Origin of the sequence: Pedobacter africanus, assembly GCF_900176535.1 — a bacterium.
Classification (GTDB): Bacteria; Bacteroidota; Bacteroidia; order Sphingobacteriales; family Sphingobacteriaceae; genus Pedobacter; species Pedobacter africanus.
On sequence record NZ_FWXT01000001.1, the window covers coordinates 2,449,540 to 2,465,619 of the forward strand.

A 16,080-nucleotide genomic window follows, 5' to 3' on the forward strand; every position below is an offset into this window, starting at 1 on the left:
GGTACTAATAACCCGATAATTTCCGTTATTTGACAAATATGAAATCAATAAAGTTTTATAAGGTACTGGTAATGTTCCTGATGGCATCGGCAGCGCTGAAAGCACAGGATGCAGTAACCATTTCTGAAGGTAATTTTGTACGGGGCACGATCCAGGGCACGGATTTCTCTACAGTTATTCTTAAGAACGAAGATGAATCAATTTCACAGTTCAAGGCAAAAGACATCAAAGCGTTTTTGTGGAACGGTGAAACCTATGTGAGCAAGCCCATCGTCATCAAAAAACGCATGGAGCATCGTTTCTTCAGGCTGCTGGAGCAGGGTGCGGTGAACCTGTACAGCATTGGCGGAAGTACCGCGCTTGTTGAAGAGCCGCAGCCCAAAAGGGCAAGGGTAAGGCCTTCTATTGGCATTGGTGGTGGCACAGGCGGTTTTGGCGGGCTAGGTGGTGGCGTGGGCATTACCATTGGCGGTGGCAGGAACCGTGAAGAACAAGCTACCAGAGTGGCTGGCCCGACAGCCTATTTCATAGAAAAGTTTGGTACAGGCCCTATGCAGGAAATCCCGGTTGAGGGTGGTAATTCCGCAGGCAAAAACCAACAGATCAAAACTGCGCTTTTACAGAAAATGACCAACGATGAAGACCTTGCAGAGCGCATAAAGGCCACCGAAAGTTTTGATGCCAAGCTGGTGCGCTCGTTTGTGGCGGCCTATAATGCAATGCATAAATAATTATCTGCAGATGCAATCGGCCACATGGTCGTTCACCATGCCCGTGGCCTGCATGTGTGCATAGCAGATGGTGGTACCAAAGAACTTAAAGCCCCGTTTTTTCATGTCTTTGCTAATGGCGTCAGACAGTTCCGTGCGTGCAGGTACATCCTTAAGCGTTTTAATGGGATTTTGTATAGGTTTCCGGTTTGGAATAAAGCCCCACATATAGTTGGCAAAAGAACCAAACTCTTTTTGAATCGTTATAAAAAGCTTAGCATTGTGAATTGCGGCCTTCACCTTCAACCTGTTCCTGATGATGCCAGGATCGTTCATCAACCTTTCTTCATCCTTTTCATTAAAAGCGGCCACCTTTTGCACGTCAAAATCTGCAAAGGCTTTTCTGTAACCTTCCCTTCTTTTCAGAATAGTGATCCAGCTCAGGCCGGCCTGTGCCCCCTCAAGCAACAGGAACTCAAACAGCACCTTATCATCATAAACCGGCTTTCCCCATTCTTCATCATGGTATTTTACATAAAGCGGATCCGTTCCGCACCATCCGCACCTGATTTGGTTTGCCATAAGCTTATAATTCTATAAGGGGGTCCCAGAAATGTTTTTTAAAGTTCTGTATTTTATCTCCTTTTACCACAATTCCTTCTTTTTCCAATAGCTCCTGCATACGTTCCGGCGGTTTAAAATGGAATTTGCCGGTAAGCAGGCCGCTACTGTTTACCACCCGGTGTGCTGGTATTTTTGGCTTCGCGAACCCGGCATTGCTCATGGCATAGCCCACCATGCGGGCCGAACCGCCGGCTCCCAGGCTCCTGGCAATTGCACCATATGAGGTTACCCGCCCTTTCGGGATCAGCCTTACCAATTCAAACACCTGGTCGTAAAAAGATTGTTCCATTACTCAAAAGAGAATTGTATGTAATTGATGTTTTTATCATGTTTTAAATAAATCCTTTCATAATGCGTTTTGATAGACAACACATCATCGTACAGGTCAGACTTATATAAATTGTCTGTTTTTTTATGGATCTTCATGCCCAGCTCTTCAACCTTTTCTGCCGTATAAAGATATAAACCATCGTTATCGGTTTTCAGATTTATTTTTCCTCCCGGCTTTAAAAAAGTTTTGTACTTATCCAGAAAGCCTGGAAATGTCAGGCGCTTCTTTTCGCGGCTGTCCTGTGGTTGCGGATCAGGGAAAGTAATCCATATTTCATCTACCTCATTTTCAGCAAAAAAGTCTATGATATCTTCTATCTGGATTCTTAAAAAGGCCAGATTTGTAACCCCCTCGTCCATACCGGTACGGGCACCCCTCCAGATCCTGTTACCCTTAAGATCCACCCCAATAAAATTCTTTTTGGGAAACATCCGTGCCAGGTTAAGCGCATATTCTCCTTTACCACAAGCCAACTCCAATACAACAGGATTATCGTTCTTAAAATGTTCCCTGGCCCATTTTCCCTTCAATGCTTTACCCGCATCGAGCTGGTAAACATTCGGAAAAGCATCTATTTCGGCAAATTTTCTTAATTTATCTTTACCCACTTCAAATTAATTATAGTATAACCACAAATTTATATAAAACTTAACAGAATTTACTAGCAAGTCCGTTTTACCCTCAGGCTCTCAGAAGAATTCGTACTTTTGTAAACCAATTTGAGATCAGTGGAGAAAAACGCAAAAATATATGTTGCCGGGCACCGTGGAATGGTTGGCTCTGCCATTTACCGTAAATTACAGAAAGAAGGTTACAGTAACCTGGTTGTCAGAACTTCGGCTGAGCTTGACCTGCGCAACCAGCAGGCGGTAACCGATTTTTTTGAGGCAGAAAAACCGGAATATGTATTTCTGGCCGCCGCAAAGGTGGGCGGTATTGTGGCCAACAATACCTACAGGGCCGATTTCCTGTACGAAAACCTTTGTATTCAGAACAACGTGATCCACCAGGCTCATAAAAATGGGGTAAAAAAACTGATGTTCCTGGGTTCCAGCTGTATCTACCCAAAACTGGCACCGCAGCCATTAAAAGAGGAATACCTGCTTACCGGCCTGCTCGAAGAAACCAATGAGCCTTATGCTATCGCTAAAATAGCGGGTATAAAAATGGCCGATGCTTACCGCAGCCAGTACAACTGCGATTTCATTTCTGTAATGCCAACCAACCTTTACGGTTATAACGACAATTACCATCCGCAAAACTCTCATGTATTGCCTGCCCTGATCCGGAAGTTTCATGAAGCCAAAGTAAATGGCGGCACCGAGGTGAATATCTGGGGTTCAGGAACGCCCATGCGCGAATTCCTTTTTGCCGATGACCTGGCCGATGCTTGTTATTTCCTGATGCAAAACTACAGCGAGGCCGGCTTTTTGAATATCGGCACCGGCACGGACCTCAGTATCAAAGACCTTGCACTCCTCATCAAAGAAATCGTAGGCTTTGAAGGCACCCTCGCTTTCGACAGCACAAAGCCAGATGGAACACCACGCAAATTGATGGATGTATCCAAACTGCACCAACTGGGCTGGAAACATAAAATTGAACTCAAAGAAGGCATTAAACTGGCCTATCAGGACTTCCTGGAAAAGCATAGCTAAAATTGATATATTTGCTGAAGTGAATAAACTTTAGCTATATGACCTTAGTTCAGCTCGAATATATTGTTGCAGTAGACACCTACAGGAGTTTTGTTGGGGCTGCCGAAAAATGTTTTGTTACACAGCCCACGCTGAGCATGCAGATCCAGAAACTGGAAGAGATGTTAAATGTAAAGATCTTTGACCGCAGCAAACAACCTGTTGTACCAACTGAAATTGGCGCACGTATTATTGAACAGGCCCGTCAGGTACTGCAGGAAAGCCTTAAGATCAAAGAACTCATCAGCAATGAGCAGCAGGACGTAGCAGGTGAACTTAAAGTGGGCATCATCCCTACTGTAGCACCCTACCTTTTACCCAAAGTAATTGCAGCCATGATGGAGAAGTACCGGGACCTGAAATTGCTGATCTGGGAATATACTACTGAAGACATTCTGCACCATTTAAAAACTGGTGTATTGGATTGCGGCATTTTAGCCACTCCGCTAGGCGAACAGGCCATCATTGAGCAACCACTGTATTACGAAAATTTTGTTACTTATATCAGCAAAAACAGCAAGCTGTCTAAAAAGAAAACCATTGATGCCGAAGACCTGGAAGATGAAAACATCTGGCTATTGAATGAAGGCCATTGTATGCGCTCACAGGTACTCAATATCTGCAGGTCTACCAAGCACAATCGGCTCCAGGGCCTTACCTATAATACCGGAAGTGTAGAAACGCTGATCCGCATGGTCGACATGAACAATGGCGCAACCCTGCTTCCTGAACTTGCACTTGAGGAGCTCAGCAGCAAACAGCTCAGTAAAGTGCATCATTTCAAATCGCCAGAGCCGGTAAGGGAGATCAGCCTGGTTACACATAAAAACTTCATCAAGAAGAGAATGCTGAACGCGCTTAAAGAAGAAATACTGGAAATAATTCCGAAAGCCATGAAGCAGAAAAAGAAGAAAGATGTGGTAGGGATATAAAAATAAGGCCCGGGTTTCCCCGGGCTCTATCGTCAATCGGTCAGTACAAGTAAACTAAAATAAATAGCCTCCTGTATAACTTTAAAGTGACATTTAGGTTGTTCGTAGAAACCCTAGAATCAATCGCCTGGCATTTCCAACCTTTGTACCTTCTGCGCTTAGCCCTCACTTTGACCAGGGGTTTATTCTTTCTTTATGGCAGGCAAATCTAAGCTATAGAACAACTATTATATCCCAATTGGGCTACAAAAACAAACAGCCTGGATGTTTACACTTCCGGGCTATCCTATATAATTGATCCTGTATCAAACAGGCATTAAATTATGCATTTTTGAAACGCTCAGCTACAGCATCCCAATTTACAACGCTCCAGAAAGCAGCAATATAATCCGGACGTCTGTTTTGATATTTCAGGTAGTAAGCATGCTCCCATACATCCATACCTAAAATCGGTGTTCCTTTTACCTCAGCGATATCCATTAAAGGGTTATCCTGGTTAGGTGTAGAGGAAACCACTAATTTCTTATCTGCACCAACGCTTAGCCATGCCCATCCCGAACCGAAGCGGGTAGCACCAGCCTCAGCAAACTTCGTTTTAAACTCGGCAAATGAACCGAAAGCGGTATTGATCGCATCAGCCAATTCTCCTTTTGGCTCGCCACCTTTATTCGGGCCAATAACTTCCCAGAACAAAGAGTGATTATAATGACCACCGCCATTATTCCTTACCGCAACAGGAAATTTTGAGATATTTTTAACAATTTCTTCAATGCTTTGGTTAGCCTCAGGCTTTCCTTCTAAAGCTTTATTTAAATTGGTAACATACGCCTGGTGGTGTTTGCCATGGTGAATTTCCATAGTCTGTTTATCGATATGCGGTTCTAATGCATCTGTTGCGTATGGTAACGCAGGTAATTCAAAAGCCATATTATTATGATTTATGTTTAAAAATTGTATGATTTCAGATTTGTAGCAAAATCCTTTGCTGTTCACAGCAAATATAACAATCGGGGGTTAAGTTTTGTTCAAGACTTTGTAAAGTTAAGCCCTTTTTCCTGCGAAGAATTTCGTCATTAACGCCCCGCATTCCTCTGCCAGAATACCGCTCTTTAAAACAGTTTTCGGGTGCAGCAGCTGACCGCCTTTTGTGCTAAATCCCCTTTTCGGTTCGGACGCGCCGTACACCAGTTTGCCAATCTGCGTCCAGTAACTGGCACCAGCGCACATCACACAAGGCTCTATGGTTACGTACAGGGTACAATCCTTTAAATATTTACCGCCCAATGTTTGGGCAGCAGCCGTAAAAGCCTGCATCTCAGCATGGGCGGTTACATCGTTCAGTTGCTCCGTAAGGTTATGCCCACGGCCAACAATCTTCCCTTTACAAACCACAATGGCCCCTATAGGGATTTCCTGCAGGTCGTACGCTTTTTGCGCTTCATGCAGGGCCAACCGCATAAAATGCTCATCTTCTGCTACAGCATCTTTCTCTTCTGAAAAATTATAATAACTCATTTATATCATTCTACTGCCGTTCGGCACTTTTCCATTTAAAGTGGTTAACACAATATCCCCATTTTCATCAGCAAACCCTGTTACCAGGAATTCGGACATAAATTTACCGATCTGTTTCTTCGGGAAGTTCAACACCCCTACAATTTGTTGGCCCACCAACTCTTCTTTGGAATAAAGCGCCGTGATCTGAGCGCTGCTCATTCTTATTCCCAGCTCCCCAAAATCAACCTTTACCTTATAGGCAGGCTTTCTGGCCTCAGGATATTCCAAAACTTCCATAATTGTTCCTGCACGCAACTCCACTTTTTCAAAATCGCTCCAGCTTATTTCTTCCATGCCCTAAAATTACAATTTATCGGCAATTCTGTACCGCTGTTCCGCTTATATTTGTGACCACACCCGCTAAACCCCTGATATAGAAATGATCCCACTCAAAGAAATCTCCTATTTTTCCCTTGCCGCCCTGATCCTGGTGATCAGCCCGGGCCCAAACATGATCTACCTGATTTCCCGGTCCATTACACAGGGACAGCGATCCGGCCTGATCTCTTTAATGGGCATCATATCTGGCTTTTTATTTCACATTGTGATGGTCTCTGCCGGGCTCACCGCAGTGCTTTTTGCAGTACCCTATGTGTATGCCACAATAAAAACCCTGGGTGTAGTGTATTTGCTTTACCTGGCTTACCAGGCCATTAAACCCAATGGCCGAAGCCCGTTTGAGGTCCGTAAAGATTTGAGCAATGACAAGCCGGCAAAGCTGTTTAAAATAGGTGTCCTAACCACAGTATTGAATCCTAAAGTAGCGGTGTTTTACCTGTCTTTCTTTCCTTATTTCATCAAACCCGAATACGGGTCGGTATTTATGCAAAGCCTGCAGCTGGGCATCACACAAGTTTGCATCAGTTTTTCCGTAAACCTGATCATTGTGCTCAGTGCCGCCAGGGCAGCCCTGTTCTTTGCCGGCAATCCGCTTTGGATGCGGGCCCAGAAATGGGTTATGGCCAGCATCCTTGCGTCGCTAGCTGTAAAAATGGCGCTTACCAAAGAGAAATGACACTATTTTTCCCTTAATTTGCAGCATGATCGATGTAATTCTTAAAAAAGGCAAAGAAAAAGCTGCTATGCTGCGTCATCCCTGGATCTTTTCGGGTGCTATTGACAAGATTAAAGGACAGCCTGTAAATGGTGAAATTATAGCCGTGCGCTCTGCTGATAAAGAATTTCTGGCCTATGCCTATTTCAACGACCTTTCCAGGGTTGCCTTGCGCCTGCTGGAATGGGACGAAACGGCAACAATAGACAAAGCCTGGTACCAGCAAAAGATTAAGCAGGCCATTGCGGCACGAGGCCATATCTTAAACGAAGACACCAATACCTGCAGGCTGATATTCAGCGAGGCAGATTTCCTGCCGGGACTGATTGTAGACCAATATGCAGATTTCCTTTCCCTGCAGATTTTAAGTGCCGGAATAGAAAACATCAAAGAAGAGATCATCGTTATTTTACGGGAAGAGCTGAACCCTAAGGGCATATTTGACAAGAGTGATGCCGGCGCACGTAAGCACGAAAACCTGGAAGCTACACAGGGTCTGTTATGGGGAGAAAACCCTCCTGAATTTATCGAAGTAAAAGAAAACGGGATCCTTTACCACATCAACATTGCTGAGGGACAGAAATCCGGCTTTTATTGCGATCAACGCGATAATCGAAGAATCCTTGCTGAATACACCAGGGGCAAAAACGTGCTCGACTGTTTCTGCTACAGCGGTGGTTTTACTTTAAACAGTTTAAAATACCAGGCCGCACATGTAACCAGTGTAGACAGCTCGGCCCTGGCCATAGAAACCCTAAAGCATAACCTGGAACTGAATGCCTTTAAAGCTGAACAGCAAACCAGTATACAATCTGACGTAAACAAACAGCTTCGTGCTTTTAAAGACGCAGGCCAAACCTTTGATGTACTGGTACTGGACCCACCAAAATACGCCCCTTCACGTTCGGCATTAGACCGTGCAGCCAGGGCCTATAAGGACCTGAACCGCCTGGGTATGCTGTTGCTTAAAGAGGGAGGGATTCTGGCCACTTTCTCCTGCTCCGGAGCAGTAGATATCGAAACGTTTAAGCAGATCATCGCCTGGGCCGCATTGGATGCCGGCAGGGAAGTTCAGATCATTAAACAGTTCTGCCAGCCCGAAGACCACCCTGTCCGCATTTCCTTTTCTGAAGGAGAATACCTAAAAGGGCTCTTGTTACGGGTTTTATAAAACGGTCTAATCCTCCGGCAGGTGATCGTACTCGCCTTTTAAGGCATACCAGCCAAAAATAACCAGCCCCGCACTGATGGGGATAAAGATGAACAATATGATACCCCATTGCAGGGCGGTATTGGTTCTTTGTACACCCTCTGCTGCGAGGCCTACCTTTTCAAAGGCCTGCATAAACATGAATATAATTGAGACTGGGCCTAAGGCAATCCAGAATAATCCTAATGCTTTTTTTAATCCGTTCATGATCAATTTCTTTTAATGGGTTTCTGCTTCAGCTTCGTTATGGTCAGGCTTTTTATTGGACAGGTAAACAGTACCGATCAATAAACTCAGTGCTGCAATGCCTATCGGGTACCACAGCCCAGATAAAGGTGTAGAGCCTGAAAAGCTGGCAATGAGCGTGGCAATGAATGGCACCAGGCCGCCAAACACCCCGTTACCTACGTGGTAAGGCAGCGACATAGAAGTATACCTGATCTTTGTAGGGAACAGTTCTACCAGGAAAGCCGCTATAGGCCCGTAAACCATGGTTACCAGCAGGATCTGGAAAAAGATCAGTGCCACAAACTTCCAAAAAACAGGGGTCGATAATTTTTTATCCTTATAGGCATCAGGCATTTCAAGCGCTGGCTTGCCCGGATCTGCATATTTGGTGTGCGACTGTATTTTCTGAAAAGAAGCCCCATTTAGCAAAGTAACCGTTGATGTTGTGGTAATCAGGCTATCTCCCGTTTCTGCAATGGCCGTACGCATCACTACCGGATCAGAAACAGAGGCAATGTCTTTCTGCTCCACTTTTGATACGTCTGTATCGTCCAGGAAAACCTGGTATATCGGGCGGTAAAATATTACCCCCAACAGCATTCCTGCGAGCATGATCCACTTACGGCCTACCTTATCGCTCCAGGAACCAAAAATTACAAAGAAAGGGGTTGCAAAGGCGATCCCCCATAAAAGGATATACCTGGAGTCGTTAAAATCAACATGGCAGGTATTTTCGATGAAGGACTGTGCATAAAACTGGCCCGTGTACCAGATCACCCCCTGCCCCATGGTTGCGCCAAATAAGGCAAGCAGCACCATTTTAAAATTGGCTTTATGACTAAAACTTTCCTTCAGTGGATTTTTGGATACCTTTCCTTCCGATTTCAGCTTACTGAACATCGGAGATTCGTGCATTTTCATCCTGATGTAGATAGAAACACCAACCAGCAGGATAGACAGCAGGAAGGGAATCCTCCAGCCCCAGTCGGCAAAACTTTCGGCACCCACCAGGTTTTTTGTCAATACGATAATCCCCAGCGACAGGAACAGCCCGCCTGTAGCGGTAGTCTGGATCCAGCTGGTAAAAAAGCCTCGCTTGTTGGCTGGTGCGTGTTCTGCCACATAAGTAGCTGCCCCGCCATATTCCCCGCCCAGGGCAAGGCCCTGTATCAGCCGTAAAATTAATACCAGTATAGGGGCTGCATAGCCTATGCTTGAATAAGAGGGGATCAGGCCAATCAGGAAGGTTGAGCCGCCCATCAAGACCAGTGTAAGCAGAAAAGTGTACTTCCTCCCAATTAAATCACCCAGCCGCCCGAATACAAGGGCTCCAAAAGGTCTGACAATAAAGCCTGCTGCAAAAATAGCCAGGGTATTGATCAATGCCGAAGCCCCGGCGTCTGCCGGAAATAACTGTGTCCCGATAATGGTGGCTAAACTTCCGAAAATATAGAAATCATACCATTCAATTAAGGTGCCCAGCGAAGAGGCGCCTATCACTTTAAAAATACTGCTTTGTTGTGGTTCCTGGCTCATATTTGGTTTAAAGGTTGACTAAAACAATAAATCTACAATTAATTCCGAAATATCAGCAAAATATTAGAACAAAAGTTAATCTACGTTACCGTACACAAAGCAATAACGGGCCTGAATGAACTTATTGCTCTTCCCTGAAATAAACTTTATAGTAATTCATGGATTTATCGTCATCAAACCCTTTTTCGATGAGTTCTTTATCGCCATGGATATAGATATGGAAGTTCTTATCCAGCTTCAATACGCTTTTATAAACCCTCGCCTGCTTCTTTACCGCAGCACCTGAAATGTCAAAACTATCGGGAATAGGCTGGTCAAACTCCTCTTCAAAGTTCTTTTTGTAATTCTTAAAAGATTCAATTCCCTCGGCATTCCCAATAACCTCGTTAGAGAACTCATCCAGGTCAAAGCTTTCCTTTTCCTTAAAGTACTTCATAGACCTATTCAGCAGGTCTATTTTATCTGCCTTGGAAATCTCGAATTCCTCGTCCAGCTTCTCTGTCACAAAGTTTTTGTAAACCCCCAATACGCTGGCTGTCTGGTTAAAACTGTCGTTCCTGATCTTTAACTTCAAAAACTCATCTTTCCAGTATACCGCTTCTGCGCTTCTGTTCGTCTGGTCTATCACTGCAACCCTGTAGCCCTCTTCTTTATCTGTATTAAAAATCAGGCAGCCCTTATCCAGTTTATTGATATTGATGGCATCCTGCTCATAGCTTAGGCCAAAGCCATCCTGCTCCGGAAAAACCTTCAGGTAGCTTTCTTTGGTCTCCGATTTAAAAATACCAATGGCATCATGAAGTTCACCTTCAATCTGCACGTTCTCGAAGTAGGCCACATACAGCTCTCCCGATTTTATTTTCGGGTGCCCGGAAACATCATACAGGAATTTGGCCAGCTGCTGGCTGTTCTCATGAAAAACCTCTCCGTTTTCAAAAATCGCTTCAGCAAAATGATAAACTTCGTTTAAGTTCAGATCGCCATTAGGGTGCATAAAACGATAAACCTCATTCACCTTTTCATAAGGCCCTAAAAAGTACTGCTGAAGCAGGTTGCTCAGCATCAGGTCTTTGATCACTATGGACTTTTCCGACAGGACATAAAACTCTTCTTCGGATTTGTTCCCGATCCGGTGTATAGACAATTCGGCCAATGAGGCCTCAACAAAAGAAATCATTAAGGAAAATTAGGCTTTGTTTTCGTTTTCGTTAGGGGTATTGCGCAGCTCAACCGGTTTCTCCGCATTTTTCTTCATTTTCAGGTTCAGCATCTCCACCAGGATGGAGAAGGCCATTGCAAAATAGATATAGCCTTTCGGTATGTGCTGGTCCAGACCTTCTGCCAGCAGGGAAACCCCGATCAGCAACAGGAAGGACAGCGCGAGCATTTTTACTGTGGGGTGGTTGTTTACAAAATTACTAATGGCACTTGCAGACACCATCATAATGATAACGGCAATGACCACTGCGGCGATCATAATTTCAACATGCTCTGCCATACCTACAGCAGTAATTACAGAATCCAGTGAAAATACGATGTCGAGCAACAGGATCTGGACAATAACCCCGGTAAAAGAATATACTTTTCCCTTGATCTCCTTTTCTTCTTCGCTTTCCAGCTTATCATGAATCTCGTGTGTACTTTTATAGATCAGAAACAAGCCCCCGATAATCAGGATCAGGTCACGCCCCGATATGGCCAGCTTTTCCAGCCATTCCGGATCGGAAACACCAACCAGCGTACCCAGGTTAAACAATGGCGTGGTTAAGGTCATTACCCAGGTAAGGGATAAAAGCAGCAAAATACGGGTGATCATGGCCAGGGCCAAACCTACCTGCCTGCCTTTTTTTTGCTGGTGCGCAGGTAACTTGCCAGACAAAATTGAAATGAAAATGATATTATCTATTCCCAGAACGATTTCCAGAACGGTTAGGGTCAGTAGTGAGATCCAGGCCTCAGGGCTGCTTAAAAATTCCATCTTTAAATTTAATGTACGCGAAGATATAAAAAAAGCTTGCTGAATTCATCAACAAGCTTTGTAGGTATTTGGTTTAATTTTTTAATTGAGGGTCACCCCACCGTGTTTGGAGTTTACCGTTACTTTGGAATTCCCACCCGAACCAATTTTCCCTGTATATTGTCTGTTTTGTCCCGTTCCTTCTGTTTTAACGGAAATGTTGGGGCCGTATTTGAAATCTGCCAAGCTGGTATTTACCTCCAGCACCGCATTATAGTTTGTACTAAAATTCACTGTTGCCTTTAACTGGGCACAATCTATTTCCAGCTTCCGGCATTCGGCAGTTACATCATTGATATTCAAACTATTGTATTGCATGGTAAACTTTGCATCCCCCTTTAGCCTCGAAATGGTAACATTGGCATACTGGGCATTGGTAATTAAGTCGACCGTTGTTCCGATCGTAAGGTTACTGTAACGCTGCACCAGGTTTGCAGCACCGCTAATGGTGCCAATGCTTACTTTTGCGTACGATGCGTTCAGGTACAGGTCATGTGCCGAGCCTATAGTAAGCCCGGGGCCATACTGCTGTACAATGTTTGCCTTTTCTGTTACTGAACCAATTTTTACAGCAGCATAGGCGGCATTAAGCTTCAATGTGCCTACACTACCAATGGTTAGCCCCGCACCATATTGCTGCGTAATTTCCGCCTGGTTGACGTTGCTGATATCCGCTCTTCCATACTGTACCCGGATCTTGTTACTGTTGCTTTTCAGGTTTCCCAGCTTAAGGTTGCCGTACTGTACATTGGCTTCAAGCGCCCCGGATAAATCACCAATACTGACATCTCCGTACTGATGGGAAAGTTTCAGGCTGTTTGTTGCAGGCATATACACCTGATAACTTCCTTTGATCTCTGCCTTCCATTTTTTGCCCGTCTTAACCTTTCCTTTGGCCAGTTTGGTGTCCAGGATCACTTCGCCTCCGGCACTCAGGGCTTTGATATTGGTCAGGTCAAGCAACTCCTGGGCCTCGGCAGTATTGTCTCCATACACCTTCAGGTCTACCTCTATCTTTACTTCGTTTTTATCCCAGGTCCTGATGTCCAGTGCGCCATACTGGTTGTTTACCGTTACCTTATCGTTGCGACCCACGGTAAATGATTTACTTACTTTTCTAGATTTAATCGCTTCTTGTGCATTTGCAAAACTAACCACACACAAAAGAAGCCCTGTTATCCAACTTTTCATATCTGGTTGTCCTTCCTGTTTGTATTCACTTCGTTAATGACAGACAATTGCTGGTTGATGATCTGCAGCTGGATCTGCAGGTTCTGCACCATAGCCTCAATGACCAGCTTCTGGTTCGGACTGTGCTGCAATTCTTTTTTCAGATCGGCATAGTCCTTGTCCAGCTGGTTAAGGTCGGCACTGAATTTCTGGTACAGGTCCGGATTATCCTCTGCCAGGGCCTTTAAACTATCCTTTTTTTCATCAATCATATTGGCAAACCTGGCTTCTTTTTCTCCCAGCGCCCTGCTGATATCAGCCACATCAATCTGTTTGTTTTTCTGGTGTCGGGTAAACATAAAAGTGACTGCAGCAATCAGTACCAGCGATGCCGCAATTCCCATCCATAAGTTTAAATTAAAGGGCCTGGCTTTTTTTTTCTTATCCAGCTGCTGCTCAATCTTTGCCCATAAGGCATCCGAGGGGGCCTCCAAATCAAAAGCCTTCTTATGCTCCCTGATGTAATCTTCCATTTTTCTACTCATCTTTTACTCCTTTCTTTCCTAGTAAAGCCGTCAATCTTAATTTTGCCCTCATGTACTGTGTCCTCGAGGTGTTCTCTGATATTTTTAATATGTATGCTATTTCCTGGTGATCGTAGCCCTCAAAAAGGTACAGCGATAAGATTACCCGGTAGCCATCTGCCAGCCTGGTCATGGCCTCTTTAATTTCATGTACCTTCAGTTCTTGTTCCTCCAGACCGGCTTCATCATCCTCTGCGGCTACATCAACCTCATCCAACCCTATGAACTCAGCCTTTCGCTTCCTCAGCACATTCAGTGATTTATGAATCACAATCTGTTTCAGCCACAGGCCAAAAGAAGTCTCCCCCCTGAAGGCTTCAATCTTAATAAAGGCATCTAAAAATGCCTCCTGCAGCACATCCTCTGCATCTGCCTCTGCATTTACAATGCGCAGGGCCACATTATACATAGCCCGGCTATACAATTTGTAAATTTCAAATTGTGCTTTACGGTTGCCCCGGCGGCATTCGCTCACCAGATCTGCATGCTTGTCTATATATACAGCTTCCAATATTTATCTGAATTCATAACATAAGACAAGCCACTATTCAAAACGTTGCATATCCTTTATTTTTTTTTTAAAGTACGAAAGTAAAATTGCCTGTGGTTGAAATATGTGGTTCAAAATGAATATTTTTGCCGCTTAATTCTTTATATAATGTTAAGAACAACTACTTGCGGAGCTTTAACCCTTAAAAACCTGGGCGAAAATGTAATCTTATGTGGCTGGGTACAAAAATCGAGAGATTTAGGCGGAATGACTTTTATAGACATCCGCGACCGGTATGGCATAACCCAGTTGGTTTTTAATATGGACGATAACCGCGAATTGTGCGAAGCTGCCCGTAACCTGGGCCGTGAATTTGTGATCAAAGCAAGCGGACAGGTAGTAGAACGCTCTAATAAAAACCTTAAAATGCCTACAGGTGAAGTGGAAATAAAGATTACCGCCCTGGAGGTACTGAATGCAGCCAAGCTGCCCCCGTTTTTAATAGACGATGAAACCGATGGCGGAGACGACCTGCGGATGAAATACCGTTACCTGGACCTGCGCCGTAACCCGGTGCGCAACAACATGATCATCCGTCATAAAATTGCACAGGCAGTTCGGCGTTACCTCGATGGGCTGGACTTCATTGAAGTGGAAACCCCTGTGCTCATCAAGTCCACTCCGGAAGGGGCAAGGGATTTTGTTGTGCCCAGCAGGATGAATGCCGGAGAGTTTTACGCGTTGCCGCAATCACCTCAGACTTTCAAACAGCTGTTAATGGTTTCCGGTTTTGACCGCTATTTCCAGATTGTAAAGTGTTTCAGGGATGAGGACCTTCGGGCAGACAGGCAGCCTGAGTTTACACAAATCGACTGTGAAATGTCTTTCATTGAACAAGAGGATATACTAAACACTTTTGAAGGCCTGATCCGCACCTTGTTTAAGGAAATTAAAGGCATAGACCTGCCTGAGGTGCCAAGAATGCAGTATGCTGATGCCATGCGCCTGTATGGTTCAGATAAACCGGATACCCGTTTTGAGATGCAGTTCGTGGAATTGAACAGCCTGGTAAAAGGCAAAGATTTTCCTGTTTTCGACAATGCTGAACTCATTATTGGTATCAATGCCAAAGGCTGCGCCAGCTATACCCGCAAGCAGGTAGATGAGCTGACCGACTTTATTAAACGCCCGCAGATTGGTGCTACTGGCCTAATTTACATGCGCCACAATGAAGATGGCTCACTGAAGTCTTCGGTAGATAAGTTTTATGATGAAGAGGCCTTAAAAGGATGGTCTGCTGCATTCGACACCCAACCGGGTGATTTGCTGCTGATTATGGCCGGCAGTACAGATAAAGTCCGCAAGCAACTGAGCGAACTGCGCCTAGAAATGGGTAACCGCCTGGGGCTACGCGATAAAAATACCTTCAGCGCCCTTTGGGTACTGGACTTCCCATTACTGGAATGGGATGAAGAAACCGAACGCTACCATGCCATGCACCACCCTTTTACCTCACCAAAACCGGAAGACATTGCTTTGCTCGATACCAAACCGGGCGAAGTGAGGGCAAATGCATATGATATGGTCATCAATGGAACTGAAGTTGGCGGAGGCTCTATCCGTATTCACGACAGGGCCCTGCAGGCGCTGATGTTCAAACACCTGGGCTTTTCTGCAGAAGAAGCACAAAAACAGTTCGGGTTCCTGATGGATGCCTTTGAATTTGGCGCCCCTCCACATGGCGGCATTGCCTTCGGATTTGACAGGCTGTGCTCTATTTTCGCTGGCTTAGACAGCATCCGTGACGTAATTGCCTTTCCTAAAAACAATTCAGGAAGAGATGTCATGATTGATAGTCCTTCTACCATAGACAGCAAACAGCTGGATGAATTAAAAATAAAATCTACATTTTAAGTTTTTCATTCCATAAAAAAGGGCTT

Annotated in this window: 19 protein-coding genes; 6 read left to right on the forward strand and 13 right to left on the reverse strand. The window is 44.7% G+C overall.

Features of this window, described 5'->3' with window-relative positions:
* The first annotated feature begins 38 nt into the window (after positions 1 to 38).
* Positions 39 to 731, forward strand: coding sequence for a hypothetical protein (locus B9A91_RS10085; protein WP_084238205.1), 693 nt, complete (start codon positions 39 to 41; stop codon positions 729 to 731).
* Here B9A91_RS10085 and B9A91_RS10090 read toward each other — a convergent pair whose 3' ends face one another.
* The 3 genes from B9A91_RS10090 to trmB are packed head-to-tail and all read right to left on the reverse strand — an operon-like array spanning position 732 to position 2,273.
* The gene (locus tag B9A91_RS10090) at positions 732 to 1,292 is read right to left on the reverse strand and encodes a DNA-3-methyladenine glycosylase I (RefSeq protein WP_084238206.1); all 561 of its coding nucleotides are present in this window, start codon (positions 1,290 to 1,292) and stop codon (positions 732 to 734) included.
* A gap of 4 nt (positions 1,293 to 1,296) precedes the next feature.
* Positions 1,297 to 1,623, reverse strand: a complete 327-nt coding sequence (locus B9A91_RS10095; protein ID WP_084238207.1) for an MGMT family protein — start codon at positions 1,621 to 1,623, stop codon at positions 1,297 to 1,299.
* Positions 1,623 to 2,273, reverse strand: a complete 651-nt coding sequence (gene trmB / locus B9A91_RS10100) for a tRNA (guanosine(46)-N7)-methyltransferase TrmB (RefSeq protein ID WP_084238208.1) — start codon at positions 2,271 to 2,273, stop codon at positions 1,623 to 1,625. Before trmB ends, B9A91_RS10095 begins: the two co-directional genes overlap by 1 nt.
* 120 nt (positions 2,274 to 2,393) lie before the next feature.
* Between trmB and fcl the strand changes: the two genes are divergently transcribed.
* Both fcl and B9A91_RS10110 read left to right on the forward strand, forming a co-directional pair.
* The gene (gene fcl, locus B9A91_RS10105) at positions 2,394 to 3,323 is read left to right on the forward strand and encodes a GDP-L-fucose synthase (RefSeq protein ID WP_084238209.1); all 930 of its coding nucleotides are present in this window, start codon (positions 2,394 to 2,396) and stop codon (positions 3,321 to 3,323) included.
* A 38-nt stretch (positions 3,324 to 3,361) separates the two neighbouring features.
* Positions 3,362 to 4,294 carry a hydrogen peroxide-inducible genes activator gene (locus tag B9A91_RS10110; protein WP_084238210.1) on the forward strand — a complete coding sequence of 311 codons (933 nt, stop codon included), beginning with the start codon at positions 3,362 to 3,364 and terminating at the stop codon, positions 4,292 to 4,294.
* A 321-nt stretch (positions 4,295 to 4,615) separates the two neighbouring features.
* Here the strand turns inward: B9A91_RS10110 and B9A91_RS10115 are convergent, their stop codons facing one another.
* The 3 genes from B9A91_RS10115 to B9A91_RS10125 all read right to left on the reverse strand — a co-directional run bounded on the left by B9A91_RS10115 (position 4,616) and on the right by B9A91_RS10125 (position 6,145).
* On the reverse strand, positions 4,616 to 5,221 hold the full coding sequence (locus B9A91_RS10115; protein ID WP_084239667.1) for a superoxide dismutase: 606 nt from the start codon (positions 5,219 to 5,221) through the stop codon (positions 4,616 to 4,618).
* 114 nt (positions 5,222 to 5,335) lie between these two features.
* Positions 5,336 to 5,809, reverse strand: coding sequence for a nucleoside deaminase (locus B9A91_RS10120; RefSeq protein ID WP_084238211.1), 474 nt, complete (start codon positions 5,807 to 5,809; stop codon positions 5,336 to 5,338).
* Positions 5,810 to 6,145, reverse strand: coding sequence for a tRNA-binding protein (locus B9A91_RS10125; protein ID WP_084238212.1), 336 nt, complete (start codon positions 6,143 to 6,145; stop codon positions 5,810 to 5,812).
* Positions 6,146 to 6,230: 85 nt separating this feature from the next.
* Here B9A91_RS10125 and B9A91_RS10130 point away from each other — a divergent pair, with 85 nt between their 5' ends.
* Positions 6,231 to 6,866 carry a LysE family translocator gene (locus B9A91_RS10130; RefSeq protein WP_084238213.1) on the forward strand — a complete coding sequence of 212 codons (636 nt, stop codon included), beginning with the start codon at positions 6,231 to 6,233 and terminating at the stop codon, positions 6,864 to 6,866.
* 25 nt (positions 6,867 to 6,891) lie between these two features.
* Positions 6,892 to 8,076, forward strand: coding sequence for a class I SAM-dependent rRNA methyltransferase (locus B9A91_RS10135; RefSeq protein WP_084238214.1), 1,185 nt, complete (start codon positions 6,892 to 6,894; stop codon positions 8,074 to 8,076).
* A gap of 6 nt (positions 8,077 to 8,082) precedes the next feature.
* Here B9A91_RS10135 and B9A91_RS10140 read toward each other — a convergent pair whose 3' ends face one another.
* From B9A91_RS10140 to B9A91_RS10170, 7 genes are all read right to left on the reverse strand, one after another.
* Positions 8,083 to 8,322 carry a DUF6814 family protein gene (locus B9A91_RS10140; RefSeq protein ID WP_084238215.1) on the reverse strand — a complete coding sequence of 80 codons (240 nt, stop codon included), beginning with the start codon at positions 8,320 to 8,322 and terminating at the stop codon, positions 8,083 to 8,085.
* Positions 8,323 to 8,334: 12 nt separating this feature from the next.
* Positions 8,335 to 9,879, reverse strand: a complete 1,545-nt coding sequence (locus tag B9A91_RS10145; protein ID WP_084238216.1) for an MFS transporter — start codon at positions 9,877 to 9,879, stop codon at positions 8,335 to 8,337.
* A 121-nt stretch (positions 9,880 to 10,000) separates the two neighbouring features.
* Positions 10,001 to 11,056 (reverse strand): nucleoid-associated protein, encoded by a 1,056-nt coding sequence (locus B9A91_RS10150; protein WP_084238217.1) that lies wholly within the window; start codon positions 11,054 to 11,056, stop codon positions 10,001 to 10,003.
* A 9-nt stretch (positions 11,057 to 11,065) separates the two neighbouring features.
* Positions 11,066 to 11,857 carry a TerC family protein gene (locus B9A91_RS10155; protein WP_084238218.1) on the reverse strand — a complete coding sequence of 264 codons (792 nt, stop codon included), beginning with the start codon at positions 11,855 to 11,857 and terminating at the stop codon, positions 11,066 to 11,068.
* 81 nt (positions 11,858 to 11,938) lie between these two features.
* Complete coding sequence (locus B9A91_RS10160; protein ID WP_084238219.1) at positions 11,939 to 13,087, reverse strand: hypothetical protein; 1,149 nt, start codon at positions 13,085 to 13,087, stop codon at positions 11,939 to 11,941.
* Complete coding sequence (locus tag B9A91_RS10165) at positions 13,084 to 13,611, reverse strand: hypothetical protein (protein ID WP_084238220.1); 528 nt, start codon at positions 13,609 to 13,611, stop codon at positions 13,084 to 13,086. The genes B9A91_RS10160 and B9A91_RS10165 overlap by 4 nt, the downstream gene beginning before the upstream one ends.
* On the reverse strand, positions 13,604 to 14,161 hold the full coding sequence (locus B9A91_RS10170) for an RNA polymerase sigma factor (protein ID WP_084238221.1): 558 nt from the start codon (positions 14,159 to 14,161) through the stop codon (positions 13,604 to 13,606). Before B9A91_RS10170 ends, B9A91_RS10165 begins: the two co-directional genes overlap by 8 nt.
* Before the next feature lie 147 nt (positions 14,162 to 14,308).
* On the opposite strand from B9A91_RS10170, the gene aspS reads away from it, so the two are divergent.
* On the forward strand, positions 14,309 to 16,054 hold the full coding sequence (gene aspS / locus B9A91_RS10175; RefSeq protein WP_084238222.1) for an aspartate--tRNA ligase: 1,746 nt from the start codon (positions 14,309 to 14,311) through the stop codon (positions 16,052 to 16,054).
* Positions 16,055 to 16,080: the final 26 nt, after the last annotated feature.